Source organism: Pseudomonas sp. RW409 (genome assembly GCF_003184125.1).
GTDB lineage: Bacteria > Pseudomonadota > Gammaproteobacteria > Pseudomonadales > Pseudomonadaceae > Aquipseudomonas > Aquipseudomonas chlororaphis_I.
In genome coordinates, this window is sequence record NZ_QHHP01000033.1 from 318,824 (window position 1) to 336,828 (window position 18,005).

The 18,005-nt window shown below is 62.0% G+C and carries 18 protein-coding genes; 8 read left to right on the top strand and 10 right to left on the bottom strand.

Annotated features, from left to right (window positions below):
- Positions 1-49: 49 nt before the first annotated feature.
- The 5 genes from DK261_RS14680 (at position 50) to DK261_RS14700 (ending at position 4,349) form a co-directional block, all read left to right on the top strand.
- Positions 50-1,207 carry a D-alanyl-D-alanine carboxypeptidase family protein gene (locus tag DK261_RS14680; protein WP_009051033.1) on the top strand — a complete coding sequence of 386 codons (1,158 nt, stop codon included), beginning with the start codon at positions 50-52 and terminating at the stop codon, positions 1,205-1,207.
- Positions 1,208-1,287: 80 nt separating this feature from the next.
- On the top strand, positions 1,288-1,563 hold the full coding sequence (locus tag DK261_RS14685) for a DUF493 domain-containing protein (protein ID WP_008152827.1): 276 nt from the start codon (positions 1,288-1,290) through the stop codon (positions 1,561-1,563).
- Positions 1,563-2,210, top strand: coding sequence for a lipoyl(octanoyl) transferase LipB (gene lipB, locus DK261_RS14690; RefSeq protein WP_096375544.1), 648 nt, complete (start codon positions 1,563-1,565; stop codon positions 2,208-2,210). The genes DK261_RS14685 and lipB overlap by 1 nt, the downstream gene beginning before the upstream one ends.
- Before the next feature lies 1 nt (position 2,211).
- On the top strand, positions 2,212-3,234 hold the full coding sequence (gene lipA, locus DK261_RS14695; protein WP_007927101.1) for a lipoyl synthase: 1,023 nt from the start codon (positions 2,212-2,214) through the stop codon (positions 3,232-3,234).
- Positions 3,235-3,401: 167 nt separating this feature from the next.
- Entirely contained in the window at positions 3,402-4,349 is a 948-nt protein-coding gene (locus tag DK261_RS14700) for an LD-carboxypeptidase (protein ID WP_101283679.1), read from the top strand.
- 76 nt (positions 4,350-4,425) lie between these two features.
- On the opposite strand, the gene DK261_RS14705 is transcribed toward DK261_RS14700, so the two are convergent.
- The 5 genes from DK261_RS14705 to leuS all read right to left on the bottom strand — a co-directional run bounded on the left by DK261_RS14705 (position 4,426) and on the right by leuS (position 10,560).
- Positions 4,426-5,748 (bottom strand): lytic murein transglycosylase, encoded by a 1,323-nt coding sequence (locus DK261_RS14705; RefSeq protein WP_009051030.1) that lies wholly within the window; start codon positions 5,746-5,748, stop codon positions 4,426-4,428.
- A gap of 61 nt (positions 5,749-5,809) precedes the next feature.
- Positions 5,810-5,971 (bottom strand): alternative ribosome rescue factor ArfA, encoded by a 162-nt coding sequence (gene arfA / locus DK261_RS14710; protein ID WP_007927093.1) that lies wholly within the window; start codon positions 5,969-5,971, stop codon positions 5,810-5,812.
- A gap of 211 nt (positions 5,972-6,182) precedes the next feature.
- Positions 6,183-7,220, bottom strand: coding sequence for a DNA polymerase III subunit delta (holA, locus tag DK261_RS14715; protein WP_028683493.1), 1,038 nt, complete (start codon positions 7,218-7,220; stop codon positions 6,183-6,185).
- A 39-nt stretch (positions 7,221-7,259) separates the two neighbouring features.
- Entirely contained in the window at positions 7,260-7,865 is a 606-nt protein-coding gene (gene lptE, locus DK261_RS14720) for an LPS assembly lipoprotein LptE (RefSeq protein WP_009051028.1), read from the bottom strand.
- Between the two features lie 88 nt (positions 7,866-7,953).
- The gene (gene leuS / locus DK261_RS14725) at positions 7,954-10,560 is read right to left on the bottom strand and encodes a leucine--tRNA ligase (protein ID WP_110175891.1); all 2,607 of its coding nucleotides are present in this window, start codon (positions 10,558-10,560) and stop codon (positions 7,954-7,956) included.
- 259 nt (positions 10,561-10,819) lie between these two features.
- On the opposite strand from leuS, the gene DK261_RS14730 reads away from it, so the two are divergent.
- Together DK261_RS14730 and DK261_RS14735 are read left to right on the top strand one after the other, a co-directional pair.
- Positions 10,820-11,140, top strand: a complete 321-nt coding sequence (locus DK261_RS14730; RefSeq protein ID WP_023969272.1) for a hypothetical protein — start codon at positions 10,820-10,822, stop codon at positions 11,138-11,140.
- Between the two features lie 127 nt (positions 11,141-11,267).
- A complete protein-coding gene (locus DK261_RS14735; protein ID WP_110175892.1) occupies positions 11,268-12,038 on the top strand; it encodes a YdcF family protein in 771 nt (256 codons plus the stop codon).
- A gap of 72 nt (positions 12,039-12,110) precedes the next feature.
- On the opposite strand, the gene lnt is transcribed toward DK261_RS14735, so the two are convergent.
- The 5 genes from lnt to miaB form a co-directional block, all read right to left on the bottom strand.
- Positions 12,111-13,634, bottom strand: coding sequence for an apolipoprotein N-acyltransferase (lnt, locus tag DK261_RS14740; protein ID WP_009051024.1), 1,524 nt, complete (start codon positions 13,632-13,634; stop codon positions 12,111-12,113).
- An 8-nt stretch (positions 13,635-13,642) separates the two neighbouring features.
- Positions 13,643-14,482 (bottom strand): HlyC/CorC family transporter, encoded by an 840-nt coding sequence (locus DK261_RS14745; protein WP_007927086.1) that lies wholly within the window; start codon positions 14,480-14,482, stop codon positions 13,643-13,645.
- Positions 14,483-14,487: 5 nt separating this feature from the next.
- Complete coding sequence (gene ybeY, locus DK261_RS14750) at positions 14,488-14,982, bottom strand: rRNA maturation RNase YbeY (RefSeq protein ID WP_007927084.1); 495 nt, start codon at positions 14,980-14,982, stop codon at positions 14,488-14,490.
- Positions 14,975-15,994, bottom strand: coding sequence for a PhoH family protein (locus tag DK261_RS14755; RefSeq protein ID WP_023969268.1), 1,020 nt, complete (start codon positions 15,992-15,994; stop codon positions 14,975-14,977). Before DK261_RS14755 ends, ybeY begins: the two co-directional genes overlap by 8 nt.
- 178 nt (positions 15,995-16,172) lie before the next feature.
- Positions 16,173-17,501, bottom strand: a complete 1,329-nt coding sequence (gene miaB / locus DK261_RS14760; protein WP_023969267.1) for a tRNA (N6-isopentenyl adenosine(37)-C2)-methylthiotransferase MiaB — start codon at positions 17,499-17,501, stop codon at positions 16,173-16,175.
- A 134-nt stretch (positions 17,502-17,635) separates the two neighbouring features.
- On the opposite strand from miaB, the gene DK261_RS14765 reads away from it, so the two are divergent.
- Positions 17,636-17,962 carry a DUF1820 family protein gene (locus DK261_RS14765; protein ID WP_007927079.1) on the top strand — a complete coding sequence of 109 codons (327 nt, stop codon included), beginning with the start codon at positions 17,636-17,638 and terminating at the stop codon, positions 17,960-17,962.
- Positions 17,963-18,005: the final 43 nt, after the last annotated feature.

Sequence of the window (18,005 nt, forward strand, 5' to 3'; positions counted from 1 at the left end):
ATAGTTTTGTCCGCGAGGACAAGTTTCCATTAGCAATTTCGAGAGACGGATGAACATCACCACCTTTGCCAAACGCCTGTGTCTGCTTGTCCCGCTGATCATCACGCCTGCCGCCTGGGCGGTAGAAGTGATGCCGTCGCCACCGCAGCTGGCCGCCAAGTCCTATGTGCTCATGGAGGCCAGCAGCGGTAACGTGCTGGTGGAGAACAACGGTGACCAGCGTCTGCCGCCAGCCAGCCTGACCAAGCTGATGACGGCCTACATCGCGACCCTGGAAATCCGTCGCGGCCAGATCGGTGAGAACGACCCGGTGACCGTCAGCGAGAACGCCTGGCGTACCGGCGGTTCGCGGATGTTCATCAAGGTCGGTTCGCAGGTCACTGTCAGCGACCTGCTGCACGGTATCATCATTCAGTCGGGTAACGACGCCAGCGTCGCGGTTGCCGAGCACATCGCCGGCAGCGAAGACGCCTTTGCCGACATGATGAACAAGACCGCCGGCGACCTGGGCATGACCAATAGCCACTTCATGAACCCGACCGGCCTGCCGAACCCCGAGCACTACTCCTCGGCGCACGACATGGCGGTCCTGGCTCGCGCCATCATTCACGAAGACCCGGCTCACTACGCGATCTACTCGCAGAAAGAGTTCTTCTGGAACGGCATCAAGCAACCTAACCGCAACCTGCTGCTGTGGCGTGACAAGACCGTCGATGGCCTGAAAACCGGCCACACCGACGAAGCCGGCTACTGCATGGTGTCCTCGGCCGTGCGTGACGGCATGCGCCTGATCGCCGTGGTGTTCGGTACCAACAGCGAGCAGGCTCGTGCAGCCGAAACCCAGAAGCTGCTGACCTATGGTTTCCGCTTCTTCGAAACCCAGACCTTCTACCAGAAGGGCACCGAGCTGGCTCAGGCGCCTGTCTGGAAAGGCACTGCCTCCCAGGTCAAGGCCGGTCTGGCCCAGGACCTGAGCATGACCATGCCAAAAGGCCAGCTGAAGAAGCTCGCGGCCAGCATGACCATGAATCCACAATTGATCGCGCCTATCGCCAAGGGCGACGTGATTGGTAAAGTCGAAGTGAAACTGGACGACAAGGTGGTGCACAGTGCCGACCTGATCGCTCTGGACGCGGTCGACGAAGGTGGTATCTTCCGCCGCATGTGGGATAGCATCCGCCTATTCTTCTACGGCTTGTTCAACTGATATTGTCGACCCGCGTGGCCCTCGCTCTGAAGTAGAGCGGGGGCCGCGTCCGTCGCCACGGCTTACGAGGCCGTTACGCCATGACAGACACCGAAGTAAAGGCGCCAAAGATCGAATTCCCCTGCGCGGATTACCCGATTAAGGTGATCGGCGACACCGGCGTGGGTTTCAAGGACAAGATCATCGCGATCCTTGAAAAACACGCGACCGTTGACCACAAGACCCTGGCCGAGCGTCAGAGCACCAACGGCAAGTACACGACCATCCAGCTGCACATCATCGCCACCGGTCAAGAACAGCTGTACGACATCAACAGCGAGTTGCGGGCCACCGGTTTCGTGCACATGGTGCTGTGATGCCACAAACGCTGGGCTTTCGCGAGCTCGGCCAGATGGCCTACGAGCCGGTCTGGCAGGCCATGCAACGCTTTACCAACGAACGCGGCACCGACGCTCCCGATGAAATCTGGCTGGTGCAGCATCCGCCGGTCTTTACCCAGGGCCAGGCGGGCAAGGCCGAACACCTGTTGCTCCCCGGGGATATCCCGGTGGTGCAGGTCGACCGGGGTGGCCAGGTGACCTATCACGGTCCTGGCCAACTGGTGGCTTATCTGCTGCTGGACGTGCGCCGTTTGGGTTTTGGCGTGCGCGACCTGGTCAGCCGTATGGAGCAGTGCCTGATCGAGCTGCTGGCCAGCTACGGCGTGACCGCGGCGGCCAAGCCGGATGCCCCCGGCGTTTACGTCGATGGCGCGAAAATCGCCTCCCTGGGCCTGCGGATCCGCCATGGTTGTTCCTTTCATGGCCTGGCCTTGAACGTGGACATGGATCTGCAGCCGTTTCGACGGATTAACCCCTGTGGCTATGCCGGGCTGGCAATGACCCAGCTGAGCGACCACACAGGACCGATTGAATTTGCCGAGGTAAGTGCCCGGCTGCGTGCGCAGCTCGTCAAACACCTCGACTATGCTGAGCAGACGACCCTAACGGGCGGAATCGACTGATATGACTACTGCGCAAGACGCTGTGCAAACCCTGATCCCGACGCTGGATGTTTCCGAGCGCCCGGCCCGTGCGAAAGTTGAAACCGGCGTTAAATTGCGCGGTGCCGAGAAAGTCGCACGTATCCCGGTGAAGATCATCCCGACCACCGAACTGCCGAAGAAACCGGACTGGATTCGCGTGCGAATTCCGGTGTCCCCGGAAGTCGATCGGATCAAGCAATTGCTGCGCAAGCACAAATTGCACAGCGTCTGCGAAGAAGCATCCTGCCCGAACCTGGGCGAATGCTTCTCCGGCGGTACCGCCACCTTCATGATCATGGGCGACATCTGCACCCGTCGCTGCCCATTCTGCGACGTCGGTCACGGCCGTCCGAAGCCTCTGGACGTCGATGAGCCGATGAACCTGGCGGTGGCTATCGCCGACCTGCGCCTGAAGTACGTGGTGATTACTTCGGTCGACCGCGACGACCTGCGCGACGGCGGTGCCCAGCACTTTGCCGACTGCATCCGCGAAATCCGCAAGCTGTCGCCGAACGTGCAGCTGGAAACCCTGGTCCCGGACTACCGTGGCCGCATGGACGTCGCGTTGGAAATCACCGCCGCCGAGCCGCCGGATGTGTTCAACCACAACCTGGAAACCGTGCCGCGCCTGTACAAGGCCGCGCGTCCGGGTTCGGACTATCAGTGGTCGCTGACCCTGCTGCAGAAGTTCAAGCAGCTGGTGCCGCACGTACCGACCAAATCCGGCCTGATGCTGGGCCTGGGCGAGACCGACGACGAAGTCATCGAAGTCATGAAGCGCATGCGCGAGCACGACATCGACATGCTGACCCTCGGCCAGTACCTGCAACCGTCCCGCAGCCACTTGCCGGTGCAGCGTTTCGTGCACCCGGACACTTTCGCCTGGTTCGCCGAGGAAGGTTACAAGATGGGCTTCAAGAACGTCGCCTCGGGCCCGCTGGTACGCTCCTCCTACCACGCCGACGAGCAGGCGAAGCTGGCCAAAGAAGGCCTGGTCTCCTGATGTAATGCGCCCGCAAGGTCTTTCCTTGCGGGCGTCATCTTCCGTTACGCCCGCGTCTCCCTCCCTTCATAGACTTTTCCTGCAAGCGCCGTGGCGTTTCGGCACTTCTGTTTGCCCGCTTTCATGGCTACTGTGCACTAGAGAATCCACACAGGGAGAACCATTGGATGACCCTCCAACCGACTGACGTCCTTTGTGCGCAACGGCCGGTGCCGACGCTGCCTTCGCAAGGGCTGATCGGCTTGATTGCACCTGCCGGGCCCGCGGCCCTGGATACCGAGCAAGCCGCCCGCTGGATGCGCGCTCGAGGTTATTCGCTGCGGATCTACCCCGGAGTCCAGCAGAAGGACGGCTATCTGGCCGGTAGCGACGAGGTCCGCCTGAACGACCTGCACGCCGCTTTCGCCGATGACGATGTCGATGCGATCCTGTGCCTGCGGGGGGGCTACGGCAGCCCACGCTTGCTCGACCGGATTGATTACGACCTGTTGCGCCGCCACGCCAAGCCGTTTGTCGGCTACAGCGACATCACTGCGCTGCACCTGGCCATCAATCGTCATGCCGGTTTCGTGACCTTTCACGGGCCGATGCTCAATGCCGACCTGCTGGGCGACAAGCAGCCACCGACCGAGTCCTCGCTGTTCAGCCTGCTCAGGGGGCAACTGAAGGCTGGCAGCCTGCTGGCGCATCCGGCGGCTTATCCCTTGACCACCATCGAACCTGGCATCGCCTGCGGCCAGTTGCTGGGGGGCAATCTGTCGTTGATCGCCGCGACCATGGGCACGCCGTATGAGATCAATGCTGACGGCATCATTCTGTTTATCGAAGACATCAACGAGCCGCTGTACCGGATCGACCGTCTGCTGACGCACCTGCGCCTGGCCGGCACGCTCGACAGGCTTCGTGGTGTGCTGGTGGGAGATGTGGCGGGCGTGGAGCCCCAGGCGCTTGCCGGGCTGCTCAAGCAGACCTTCGAACCCCTACGCATTCCTGTGCTGGCTGGATGGCGCAGTGGCCACTGCGATCCGAACCTGACCCTGCCGTTGGGAGCGATGGTCAGGCTGGATGCGGGGGAGAAGCAGTTGATCCTGGAACAGGACGTGGTGTTCGGCTGATCAGCCCGTGCCCGCTCCCCTTGTGGGAGCGAGCGTGTCCAAGACGATGACCCTGGTGATTGGCGCGCAGGCCGGCTCAACGCGAGCGCAGGCTCTCCAGCAGCTTGTGGGTCGGATAGCCATCGGCAGGCCAGCCCAGCGATTGCTGCGCGCTGCGAATCGCCTTGCGGGTATTGGCGCCGATAATGCCGTCCGGGTTGCCAGCATCGTAATTGTTGGCGCTGAGCAGGCTCTGCAACTCGATGCGCTCGGAGCGGCTGAGGGGCATGTCGTCTTTCGGCCAGACGCCGTTGATCAAGCCCGAACCGTTGAAGCGTTGCGACAGCAGGTTCACCGCCAGGGCATAGGACGAAGAGTTGTTGTACTTCAGAACGGCGCGGAAGTTGTCGAGGATCAGGAACGCCGGTCCGCGATAACCCGCCGGCAGCAGCAAGGCCGCCGAAAGCTGCTCGGAGCCTGGCGGAACGCTGGCGCCGTTGGGCAGCTTCATGCCCAGGCGCAGCCACTCGGATACCGGTTTACGGATCGCACCGTCCGCCAGCGCATAGTCGAAGCCGCTCGCCAACTCCACTTCGAAACCCCATGGCTGGCCTTTCTGCCAGCCGGAGCTTTGCAGATAGTGCGCAGTCGAGGCCAGGGCGTCGGCCGGGCTGTTCCAGATGTCGCGGCGGCCATCGCCGTCGAAGTCCACGGCGTGGGTGTTGTAGGTGGTTGGGATGAACTGGGTCTGCCCCATTGCGCCGGCCCAGGAGCCGAGCATCTTCTCGGGTTGAATATCGCCGTGCTGGAGAATCTGCAGGGCGGCCAGCAGTTGGCTGTTGGCAAAGGCCGGGCGACGGCCTTCGTAGGCCAGGGTCGCGAGGGAGCGGATGACTGATTTGTTGCCCTGGAACTCACCGAAATTGCTTTCCATGCCCCAGACCGCTACCAGCGCCTGGCGATCGACGCCATAACGCTGTTCGATCTGCTGCAGGATGTCGGCGTACTGATTGATCAGCGCCTGGCCTTTACGCACACGCAGCGGCGACAGGGCGCCGTCGAGGTACTCCCACACCGGCCGGGTGAATTCCGGCTGGCTGCGGTCGGCCTTGATCACGCCCATGTCCGGGGTGATACCGGCGAACGCCCGGTCGAAAAGATCGGCGCGGATCCCCGCGTTCAGGGCTTCGACACGGAAACCTGCCTGCCATTGGGCAAAGGTCTGGGTTGGCTGGATGTCCAGGTTGTCGACGGCCAGCGGAGCGACGGTTGCAGGCGCGGCGAGAGGGGCGGCTTGAATGCTTTGGAGTGGCTGGGCATCGGCGGCGGTGGGTTTTTCCGCGCAGGCGACGAGCAGGGCAAGGCTGGAGGCAGCGATCAGTTGGCGCAGGTGCCAACGACGGGAAAGACAGAAGGGCATGCACAGGTCCAGAGAATACGAATCAGATACAGACCTTATCACGCCGGCGGGGTTCTCTGCTTTATGCAGCCAGAAAGTAAGAAGCCTCCCAGCTTTTAGACTGGAAGGCTTCGCGGCGGTAGCTGCCTTTGCCCTTGGCGGGTCGTTCCTGACGACTGCGGAACAGGGGCTGGGCGATGATGGATTTGGCCTTGTTGGGGCCATGCTTGGATGGCTTGCTCATTTTGGGTTCTCGCTTGAGGTGGGTTTGCGCGGCAGATGATCGGCCAGCTTTACCCCGCTGTCCAGCCCTGTGATGTGTAGGACTTTTCAGTGTCTTTCGTTGGATCTCCCGAACCTGTAGGAGCGAGCCTGCTCGTGATAGCGATCGGCCAGGAAACCGCGGTACCGGCTGGCGCTGATCGCGAGCAAGCTCGCTCCTACAAAGTGTCAGGTTATTCGGCGGGGAGAGGCAAGCGTTGTCCGGCCATCAGCAGCGACAGGCGGCTCAGGCTGCTCCAGGGCGAGCCAGCAGCCTGCCCCTTGATCTGCGCATCGATGCGCTGGGCATCGAGCAGCAATTGCGCCCAGCGTGGCGCGGAATAGCGCTGCAGGGCCTTGCTCATCAGCGGCTTGCGTTTGTCCCAGACGGGCGGGCGGGCCTGGCTGAACACTTTATCCAGCGGAGTGCCCTGGCTGTACTGCAGCGACATATTGGCCAGCGACCGCAGTTCCCGGGACAGTGCCCAGAGAATCACCGGAGGCTCGACACCTTCGCCGCGCAGGCCTTCGAGCATGCGCAGGGCATGCGCGGCCTCACCGTTGAGGATCGCGTCCACCAGCCCGAAAACGTCGAAGCGCGCACTGTCGGCGACTGCCGCTTGCACGGTTTCCACCGTGATCTGGCCACCCTCGGCCATCAGCTTGAGCTTTTCGATTTCCTGGGCCGCGGCCAGCAGGTTGCCTTCTACCCTGGCCGCGATGAGTTCCACGGCGTCCTGGCTGGCGGAAAGCCCGGCCTGGGACAGGCGTTGGCGAATCCACTGCGGCAACTGGCTGGCATCCACCGGCCAGATCTGGATGAACTGGGTCTGCTCGCCATCGATCAGGGCCTTGCCCCACTTGGTCTTTTGCGCGCTGCCATCGAGCTTGGGCAGGCTGATCAGCAGCAGGGTGTCTTCGGCCGGCCGTGAACAGTATTCGATGAAGGCCGCTGCGCCTTTGTCGCCGGGCTTGCCCGAAGGCAGGCGCAGTTCCAGCAGGCGTTTTTCGGCGAACAGCGACATGCTCGCACCGGCTTGCAGCAGGGTGCCCCAATCGAAATTGGCGTCGGCGCTGAATACCTGGCGTTCATCGAAGCCCTGCTGGCGGGCGGCGCTGCGAATGGCATCGGCGGCTTCCTGGCACAGCAACGGATCATCGCCACTGATGACGTAGACCGGTGCGAGCGTGCCTTGCAGGTGTTTGCCGAGTTGAGCGGGGGCGAGTTTCATAAGGAAGGGCAAGCGGGGCGCTTGCGCGCCCCACGAGACTTACTGGTTCGGCAACTGCATGGGCGACTGTTGCGGGGTTTCCGCCTCAGCCTTCTGCGCGGCTTCCAGCGCCTCGGCCTCGGCCTTGGCACGAGCATCCGCGGTCTGCTGCAGTTGATCCAGCTGGGTCGGGGTCAGCAGTTGCAGGCGCAGCATCATGTTCTGCACCAGGTCGCGACGCATTTCCTTGCGCACTTCCAGCGACTCCTGGTCGGAACCCACCAGGTTGTTGCCGTCGTGGATGTAGACCTTCTGCACTTGCAGTTTGTCGCTGAGCAGGGACAGGTTGTTCTGGCCCTGGATTTCGTAGTTCAGCACGGTGGTCATTTCATACTCGGCCGAACGACCGGCACCGGCGTAGCTGAGGCTGCGCTGGGATTCCTGTTCGCGGGTCAGCACCAGCTTGTAAGGCGCGCCGGCATAGACCTTGACGCCACTGCTCTGCAGGACCTGGCGCAGTTGGGTCACGGTTTCGCCGTAAGCGTTGCGGGCGCTCAGGTCGAGTTCCTTGATCGCCAGTTCGGTGGTGCCGGTACCGCGCAGCTGAAAGCCGCAGGCGCTCAGCAGTACGGCCAGGCCGATCACCAGGAGGTTGCGTTTGATCATCTTGTTGCTCCCCTTGAAACCATGTGGGCCGACAGGGCGGCCCTGGAGGTTTTATTCGGCGTCAGCCTTGGGCTGACGCCTGATCCAATTAGCTAGCGACGATATTGACCAGCTTGCCAGGCACGACGATCACTTTACGAATCGTCAGGCCTTCGGTGAAGCGCAGCACGTTCTCGTTGCTCCGAGCGGCGGCTTCGATCTCTTCACGGCTGGCGCTGGCTGGCATTTCGATCTGGCCACGCAGTTTGCCATTCACTTGAATGACCAGTTGCAGGCTGTCCTGAACCAGCGCGTTCTCATCCAGCACCGGCCAGCCGGCGTCGATGATGGCGCCGCTGCGACCCAGCTGGCTCCACAGCTCGTGGCTGATGTGCGGGGTGATCGGCGCCAGCAGCAGGGCCACGGTTTCCAGGCCTTCCTGCAACAGGGCACGGTCCTGCGGGGTGGCTTGCGGTGCTTTTTCCAGCACGTTCATCAGCGTCATGACCTGAGCGATGGCGGTGTTGAATTTGTGGTTCTGGCCGACGTCCTGGCTGGCTTGCTTGATCGCCAGGTGGATGGCGCGACGAATGACTTTCTGTTCGTCGTTCAGCGCACCCAGTTCCAGTGCGCCCGGCAGGCCCTGGGCTACGTGAGACTGGGCCAGGCGCCAGACGCGCTTGAGGAAGCGATGGGCACCCTCGACGCCGGAGTCGGACCATTCCAGGCTCATGTCAGGTGGCGAAGCGAACATCATGAACAGGCGGCAGGTGTCCGCGCCGTACTGCTCGATCATCGACTGAGGGTCGACGCCGTTGTTCTTCGACTTGGCCATTTTCTCGGTACCGCCGATTTCCACCGGCAGGCCGTCGCTGATCAGTTTGGCGCCGACGATCTTGGCCTTGCTGTCACGCTCCAGCTCGACATCGGCCGGGTTGTACCAGGTGTAGGCACCGTTGGCTTCGCGGCGATAGTAGGTCTCGGCGACCACCATGCCTTGGGTCAGCAGGTTCTTGAACGGCTCGTTGGAGCTGACCAGGCCCTCGTCGCGCATCAGCTTGTGGAAGAAGCGGGCGTAGAGCAGGTGCAGGATCGCGTGTTCGATACCTCCGATGTACTGGTCCACCGGCAGCCAGTGGTTGGCCGCGGCCGGGTCGACCAGGCCACCCTCGTATTTTGGCGAGGCGTAGCGGGCGTAGTACCACGAGGACTCGACGAAGGTGTCCATGGTGTCGGTTTCACGCTTGGCAGGCTTGCCGCATTTCGGGCAGCTGCACTCGTAGAACTCGGGCATGCGCGCCAGTGGCGAACCGGCGCCGTCCGGCACCACGTCTTCCGGCAGTACTACCGGCAGCTGGTCTTCCGGTACCGGTACATCGCCACAGCTGGCGCAGTGGATGATCGGGATCGGGCAGCCCCAGTAGCGCTGACGGCTGATGCCCCAGTCGCGCAGGCGGAACTGGGTACGGGATTGGCCAAGGTTTTTCTTCAGCAGGGCCACTTCGATGGCGTCGAAGGCACCGGCAAAATCCAGGCCGTTGAACTCGCCGGAATTGATCAGTTCGCCGTGCTCGCCGTAGGCGTCCTGCCAAGGCGCAGGCGTTTCGTCGCCAGCGCTGGTGCGCACCACGTTCTTGATCGGCAGGTTGTACTTGGTGGCGAATTCGTAGTCGCGCTCATCGTGCGCCGGAACAGCCATCACCGCGCCATCGCCGTAATGCATCAGTACGTAGTTGGCGACCCATACCGGGAGTTTTTCACCGGTCAGCGGGTGTTCGACGAACAGCGAAGTCGGCAGGCCTTTCTTCTCTTGAGTGGCGATATCGGCTTCGGCGACGCTGCCGCCCTTGCACTCGGCGATAAAGGCTTGCAGCGCCGGATCGTTCTGCGCCGCCAGGGTGGCCAGCGGGTGCTCGGCGGCCACGGCAACGTAGGTCGCGCCCATCAGGGTGTCAGGGCGGGTGGTGAAGACTTTCAGTGCGCCCGCTTCGCCGATGGAGGCCTGGTCGTAGGGGAATTGCACTTCCATGCCACGGGATTTGCCGATCCAGTTGCGTTGCATGGTCTTGACCTGCTCGGGCCAGCCCGGCAGCTCGTCGAGACTCTCCAGCAGCTCATCCGCGTAGGCGGTGATCTTGAAGTAGTACATCGGGATTTCGCGTTTTTCGATCAGCGCGCCGGAGCGCCAGCCGCGACCGTCGATCACCTGTTCGTTGGCCAGGACGGTCTGGTCGATCGGGTCCCAGTTCACAGTGCCGTTCTTGCGGTAGATCACGCCTTTTTCGAACAGGCGGGTGAACAACCACTGTTCCCAGCGGTAGTAGTCCGGCTTGCAGGTAGTGACTTCGCGGGACCAGTCCACCGCCAGGCCCAGGCTGCGCAGCTGGGACTTCATGTAGGCGATGTTTTCGTAGGTCCACTTGGCCGGTGCGACGTTGTTCTTCATCGCGGCGTTTTCCGCCGGCATGCCGAAGGCGTCCCAACCCATGGGTTGCAGCACGTTCTTGCCTTGCATGCGCTGGTAGCGGGAGATCACGTCGCCGATGGTGTAGTTACGCACATGCCCCATGTGTAGCTTGCCGCTGGGGTAAGGGAACATCGACAGGCAGTAGTAAGTCTCCTTGCCTGGCTGTTCACTGACTTCAAAGGACTTTTGCTCATCCCAGAACGACTGGGCGGCGGCTTCGATTTCACGGGGCTGATAGTGTTCGTGCATGGCTACTTTTGAACTGAATAGGGGTGGCCTAATCCTCTTCAATGCAACGTTGGGCGGTGATGACGCCAAATGTGGCGTTTTCGCTACCCAGTCGAGCTGGAAGTGGAGTTACAGGAAGCGCCGTAGCATACATGACCGCGCTCTACCGAGGGAAACCCTGATTACGCGCCGTGGGCCGTTGGTCGCGGCACCCGGCCGGTTTCGGCAGTGCGGCTAAGCTCAAAAAGGGGAGTGAGTCTTACTTTCATGAGGTGAGTGGATGGTTGAGTCGCAGCGGAAAGTTACAAAACCCGAGTTGTACGAACGATTGATAGATCGTCTGGCTTTGGCCCTGGATACAGCGAGAACAGCAGGAAGCTTGCGTAATGAGCGTCCTGTGGAGTTGGAGTTGCGTGGCCTGAGTCATGCCGAGCTCGAGGTGATCAAAGCCTATCTGGATCGTAGCGAGCGTGAGACGCAATTGAGCGTGCTCGAATGCCTGAGGCACGAAGTGACTCCACATTCGGCCAAGGTCATCTGGTTGAAAGACAAGATGCCCGCCCGGGATGCGGTAAAGGTCCGATCCCTGCACTTCAAGTGAGTCTGCGCAGCCCATTCGGGCATCTGCGCAGCGTCAACGCCGCGTACCTTGTGCGCAAAATCTGTTTCGTATCTGTTGTTGCTTTGCTTTTACCCACTTAGGCTTCGAGCATCTTTGGAGATGCTCGATGCCTTTTCGTTATTTCGTCAAACAACTACTCCTGCCGCCCGGCCTTCTGTTGCTGTTGCTTCTGTTCGCCTGGTGGTTTCGCCGCTCGAGGCCGCGATTGGCCGGTGCGTGTTTTGCCCTCGGCCTGGGCGGGTTCTGGTTGATGAGTCTGCCTGTGATGGTGGAGTGGGGCGCGGGTGTCCTGGAGAGTGAGCCAGCACTGACGCAAAGCCAGTGGTCGACCCTGGCCGAACAGGCCGATGCGATCGTGGTGCTGGGCTCGGGGCGGGAGCGTGGCGATCCGGCCTGGGGATCCGACCAGCCGACCGGGGTCGGGCTCGAGCGTCAGCGTTACGCGGCGCGCCTGGCCAAGGCTTCCGGGTTGCCGATCCTGACCAGCGGAGGCCTGCACTACGGCACGCCGCCTACGGAAGCGGCGCTGATGGCCGAGTCGTTGCTGAACGATTTCGACGTGAAGGTGCGCTGGCAGGAAGGGCGTAGCCGCACGACCTGGGAAAACGCCCAATTCACCGCACAAGTGCTGGAGCCGCAAGGTGTCAAACGCATAGTGCTGGTCACCCAGGCCTGGCATATGCAGCGGGCTGTCTGGAGTTTCGAGCAGGCAGGATTCACCGTGGTGCCGGCCCCCGTGGGATTCCTTGGGGTGGATAACGCCAGGCCGCTGGGCGGCTGGATGCCGGAGTTCAAGTCGATCTGGCAGAGCGGCCAGTTACTGAACGAGGCGGTGGGGCTGGTGGGCTACAAGCTGTTTTATCGTGGAGAGGACTAGGTTCATCTCGAGCCAGTCCGCCCCCACGGGAATCGCAAATCCCCGGCAGGAGCGAGCAGGCTCGCGATGAGGTCAGACGGTCTTGGCGATCCGGCTGGCCAGCAGGGCCCAGCCGAATAGCAGGACGCTCAGGATGATCAGTGGCCAGGAGCGCCACTGCAGGTAAGGCGTCAGGTTGTGCATCGGCACCACTTCGCCGTACAGGATCCCGCGTTCGAACTGCGGAATCTGCACGGTGATCTTGCCGAACGGATCGATCAGGCCGGTCACCCCGTTGTTGGTAGCACGGATCATCCAGCGGCCGGCTTCCAGGGCGCGCATCTGGGCCATCTGCAAGTGTTGCAGTGGGCCGATCGAAGTGCCGAACCAGGTGTCGTTGCTGATGGTCAGCAGCAGGTCGCTGCGGGCTGACAGGCCGGCGGCGAATTCCGGATACACCACCTCATAGCAGATGAACGGCGCGATCTGGTAGCCCTTGGCTTGCAGCAAAGGCTGGTCGGCAGGGCCGCGGGCGAAGTCCGACATGGGCAGGTCGAAGAACGCGATCAGGCCGCGCAGCAGGTCTTGCAGGGGCACATACTCACCGAAGGGCACGAGCTTCTGCTTGAGGTATTCGCCATCGCCTTCGCCGACCACGGTAATGCCGTTGAAGTAGCGTTTCTGGTGGTGCACTTCCTGGCGGATCGGTACGCCGGTGATCAGCGCCGAATGCCGGTCGGCGGCGAAGTTGCCCATCATGTTCAGATAACCTTCGGCCGACTCCTTGAGCACCGGCACCGCGGTTTCCGGCCACACCAGCAGATCCACGCGCTTGGAGCCGAAGCTCATGTCGCGGTACAGCGCCAGTTGGGAGTTGAGCTGTGCGGGGTCCCACTTCAGGCTCTGTTCGATATTGCCCTGGATCGCCGCCACGGTCAGCGGCTCGCCCGACGGGCTGGTCCAGGCGTGTCCCTTGAGCGCGATGCCGATCACCCAGGGGGCGACCAGCAGCACTAGGCCGGCGGCGATAAACCCCTTGCGTCCGGCGCGGATCAGGCCCGGCAGGTTGTAGAGCAGGGCGGCGGTCAGCGCCAGGGTAAAGGAGATCAGCCACATGCCACCCAGCGGGGCCAGGCCGGCCAGAGGGCCGTCGAGCTGGCTGTAGCCGGAGTAGAGCCAGGGGAAGCCCGTCAGGAACCAGCCGCGGAAGGCTTCCTGGCCCACCCAGAGGGCGGCGAAGGCCAGGGCGTCGGCGAGGGGGGCCTCATTGCGCCGCAGCCAGCGCGCCCAGATCCAGGCCGGCAGGGCGAAAAAGAAGGCGATGGCGGCAATGAAGGCCAGCATCAGCAAACTGGCCAGCAGCACCGAGGCACCACCGTAGGTATGGATGCTGACGTAGATCCAGCTCGTGCCGGCGGCAAACAGGCCGAAGCCGAAACACCAGCCGCGCCACAGCGCCTGACGCGGGCTCAGCTCGCGCAGGCCGGCATAAAAGAAGCCGACCGCCAGCAGTGCCAGCGGCCAGATGTCGTATGGCGCCAGGGCCAGGGTGGTGATTGCGCCAGCCGCCATGGCCAGCAGGTTACCGGGCCAGCCGGGGCGGGTTAAGCGCAGCATGTCGATCCTTAACGGGGGATAGGCGTTAGTCGCAGCAGATGAATCCGACGGCTGTCGGCATTCAGGATACGGAAGCGATAGGCACCGATTTCGGTGATTTCGTTGCGTTTAGGCAGGTGCCCGAACGCGCTCATCACCAAGCCGCCGACGGTGTCGAACTCGTCGTCGGAGAACTCGCTGTCGAAGAACTCGTTGAAGTTCTCGATCGGCGTCAGCGCCTTGATCAGGAAATCGCCGCTCGGCAGGGGCTTGATGTAGCTGTCTTCCTCGACGTCGTGCTCGTCTTCGATGTCGCCGACGATCTGTTCCAGCACGTCCTCGATGGTCACCAGCCCCGCCACGCCGCCGTATTCGTCGATGACGATGGCCATGTGGTTGTGGTTGGCGCGGAACTCGCGCAGCAGCACGTTCAGGCGCTTGGACTCGGGCACGAAGGTCGCTGGACGCAGCAGGTCCTTGATGTTGAAGCTGTCGCCGTTCTCCTTGAGGATCAGCGGCAGCAGGTCCTTGGCCAGCAGAACGCCCATGACGTCGTCATGGCTTTCGCCGATCACCGGATACCGCGAGTGCGCGGAATCGAGGACGGACGGCAGGAATTCGCGGGGAGTCTGGGTTGCCTTGATGCTGATCATCTGCGAGCGCGGAACCATGATGTCCCGTACCTGCAGGTCAGCGACCTGGATGGCGCCTTCGACGATGGCCAGCGCTTCGCTGTCCAGCAACTTGTTCTGATGGGCTTCGCGCAGCAGCTCCAGCAGCTCCTGGCGGTTTTTCGGCTCATGGGCAAAAGCCTGGGTCAGTTTTCCCAGCCACGACTTTTGCCCGCTGCTCGATCGGTCTTCGCTCATAGCGATTACTCTAAATCCTTGGTTGTTACAGATGGATGTTCTTCGGTTTCGTCGTCCGCATAAGGGTCGGGATGACCCAGTTCTGCAAGCAACGTTCGTTCCAGTGCTTCCATTTCTTCGGCTTCGTCGTCATCTATGTGGTCGTAACCCAATAGATGCAAGCAGCCGTGAATCACCAGATGGGCCCAGTGGGCCTGGAGGTCCTTGCCTTGTTCGGCGGCTTCGCGCTCGACCACTTCGACGCAGATCACCAGGTCGCCGAGCAATGGAATGTCCAGCAGCTCGTCCGGCACATCGGCGGGGAACGACAGGACGTTGGTGGCATAGTCCTTCTGCCGCCAGGTGCGGTTCAGTTCGCGGCCTTCAGGCTCGTCCACCAGACGGATGGTCAGTTCCGAGTCGGCGGTGCGCTGGCGCAGGGCCAGCTCACACCATTGGCGGAACAGGGCTTCGCTGGGAGCAGGCTTGTCGCTTGCCAGTTGCAGATCAAGCTCAAGCATCGTGGCGATTGCCTTTTTCCGCGGCGGGCTGGGCGGACTCGTCGGCCACGCGCTGCTCGAAGCGCTCGTAGGCTTCGACGATGCGTTGCACCAGCGGATGGCGCACCACGTCCTTGGGCATGAAGTGAGTGAAGCTGATGCCCGGCACATCCTTGAGGACGTTGATCACATGGGCCAGGCCGGACTTGGTGCCCTTGGGCAGGTCGACCTGGGTGATGTCGCCCGTGATCACCGCGGTGGAACCGAAGCCGATCCGGGTCAGGAACATCTTCATCTGCTCGACGGTGGTGTTCTGGCTTTCGTCGAGGATGATGAAGCTGTTGTTCAGCGTACGGCCGCGCATGTAGGCCAGCGGCGCAATCTCGATGACCTGGCGCTCGATCAGCTTGGCGACATGTTCGAAGCCGAGCATTTCATACAGGGCGTCATACAACGGGCGCAGGTACGGGTCGATCTTCTGGGCCAGGTCGCCAGGCAGGAAGCCGAGTTTCTCGCCGGCCTCGACCGCCGGGCGCACCAGCAGGATGCGCCGTACCTGCTCGCGCTCCAGTGCGTCTACCGCACAGGCCACGGCCAGGTAGGTCTTGCCGGTACCGGCCGGGCCGATGCCGAAGTTGATGTCGTTGCCGAGGATTTCCTTGACGTAGCGCTGCTGATTCAAGCCGCGTGGGCGAATCATGCCTTTTTTGGTGCGCAGGGCCACGGCCGCTTCGGCGACAGGGTGATTGTTCAGCTCTTCGACGGCGGATTCCTGGAGGAACAGGTGCACCATGTCCGGCGACAGCTCGGTACCCTTGGTTTCCCGGTACAGACGGCGCAGGAGGTTTTCCGCGGAGGTGGTGTGCTTGGGTTCGCCGATCAATTCGAACTGATTGCCGCGGTTGCGGATCTCGATGGTCAGGCGCTGCTCGATCAAGCGCAAATGCTCGTCGAATTGCCCGCACAGATTGGCGAAGCGGCGAGCCTCAAAGGGCTCGAGGATAAAACGATGTGGTTCTATGGGTGCGTTCAAGGTCGTTTTTTAGCCGCCCAACGGCAATAAAGGATGAAATCAAGGATAACGCCAGAGGCCTGGGTGCGAAAGCTCTTATACGAAGCAATGTCTTTCGCCACATTTTCCTTGGAGGCCGGCTTCCCGGCGATGACGTGCCCGAGGCCGCTACCGCTGGTCAGCCAGCATCGGCAGGAGGTTATTGCAGCAGCGATCCGCGCAGCGAGTGAGGCTGGGCGGAGTCGATATGCACGTCGGCAAACTGGCCGATCAGGGTTGGATTGTCGCAGCGGAAGTTGACGATACGGTTGTTCTCGGTCCGCCCCTGCAGTTCGCCCGGATCTTTCTTCGAGTAATCGGTAACCAGGATGCGCTGGATCGAGCCGACCATCTGTCGGCTGATTTCGAATCCTTGCTGGTTCAGCCGGTGTTGCAGCGCGTTCAGGCGTTCCTTTTTCAACTCTTCCGGGGTGTCGTCCGCCAGATCTGCCGCCGGGGTGCCCGGGCGCTGGCTGTAGACGAACGAGTAGGAGAAGTCGAAGCCGACGTCTTCGATCAGCTTCATGGTTTGTTCGAAGTCTTTTTCGGTCTCACCGGGGAAACCGACGATGAAGTCCGAGCTGATGCAGATACCCGGCACGGCGGCGCGCAGTTTGCGCAGCTTGGACTTGTATTCCAGCGCCGTATGGTTGCGCTTCATGGCTGCGAGAATCCGGTCGGAGCCCGACTGCACCGGCAAGTGCAGGTGTTTCACCAGTTCCGGAACCTCGGCGTGGGCCTGGATCAGGCTGTCGGAGAACTCCAGCGGATGGGAGGTGGTGTAGCGGATGCGCTCGATGCCATCGACCGCCGCGACCACGCGGATCAGTTCGGCGAGGTCGGCCAGGCGGCCGTCATGGGTCTGGCCCCTGTAGCCGTTGACGTTCTGCCCCAGCAGGGTGACTTCGCGCACGCCGTTTTCCGCCAGGTGGATGATTTCGGAGATCACGTCGTCGAACGGCCGGCTGACTTCCTCGCCACGGGTGTAGGGCACCACGCAGAAGGTGCAGTACTTGCTGCAGCCTTCCATCACCGAGACATAGGCACTCGGGCCGTCGATGCGCGGCTCTGGCAGGTGGTCGAATTTTTCGATTTCCGGGAACGAGACGTCGACCTGCGGCAGCTTGCTGCTGCGGGCTGCATCGATCATTTCCGGCAAGCGGTGCAGGGTCTGCGGGCCGAAGACCACGTCGACGTACGGTGCCCGGTCACGGATCGCCGCGCCTTCCTGGCTGGCCACGCAACCGCCGACGGCGATGACCATGTCCGGGTTGGCCAGCTTCAGCTCGCGCCAGCGACCCAGTTGGGAATACACCCGGTCCTGGGCCCGCTCGCGGATCGAGCAGGTGTTGAGCAGGATGACGTCCGCGTCTTCGGCGCGGGCGGTGACTTCCAGGGCCTGGTGTTCACCCAGCAGATCGACCATGCGCGAGCTGTCGTACTCGTTCATCTGGCAACCGTGGGTTTCTATGTAAAGCTTCTTGGCCATGGAAGGGGTCATCACGTGATTCAAAGAACCGCGCATTATAGGGAACATGGCCTTAGGTTCCTACCGCTGCGCGTCCGGTGGCTATGCTATAGTTCGCGCCCTCTTTTATATCCCCGATGTGTTACCCGCCCACCATGACCAAACGTGAAGCTCCAATCTACAAGGTGATTTTCCTCAACCAGGGACAGGTGTTCGAAATGTACGCCAAGCAGATCTATCAAAGTGATCTGTGGGGTTTCCTGGAGGTGGAAGAGTTCGTCTTTGGCGAGCGCACGCAAGTGGTCGTCGATCCGAGCGAAGAGAAGCTCAAGGCCCAGTTCGAAGGTGTGGTGCGCAGCTTTGTGCCGATGCATTCGATCGTGCGTATCGACGAGGTCGAGCGCCTGGGCACGCCGAAGATCAGCGAGGCGCGTGGCGTGAGCAACGTCATGCCGTTTCCGATGCCGATGCCTGAGAAGTAAGGGCTGTATCGAGTGTGTTATCGCGAGCAAGCTTGCTCGCGAT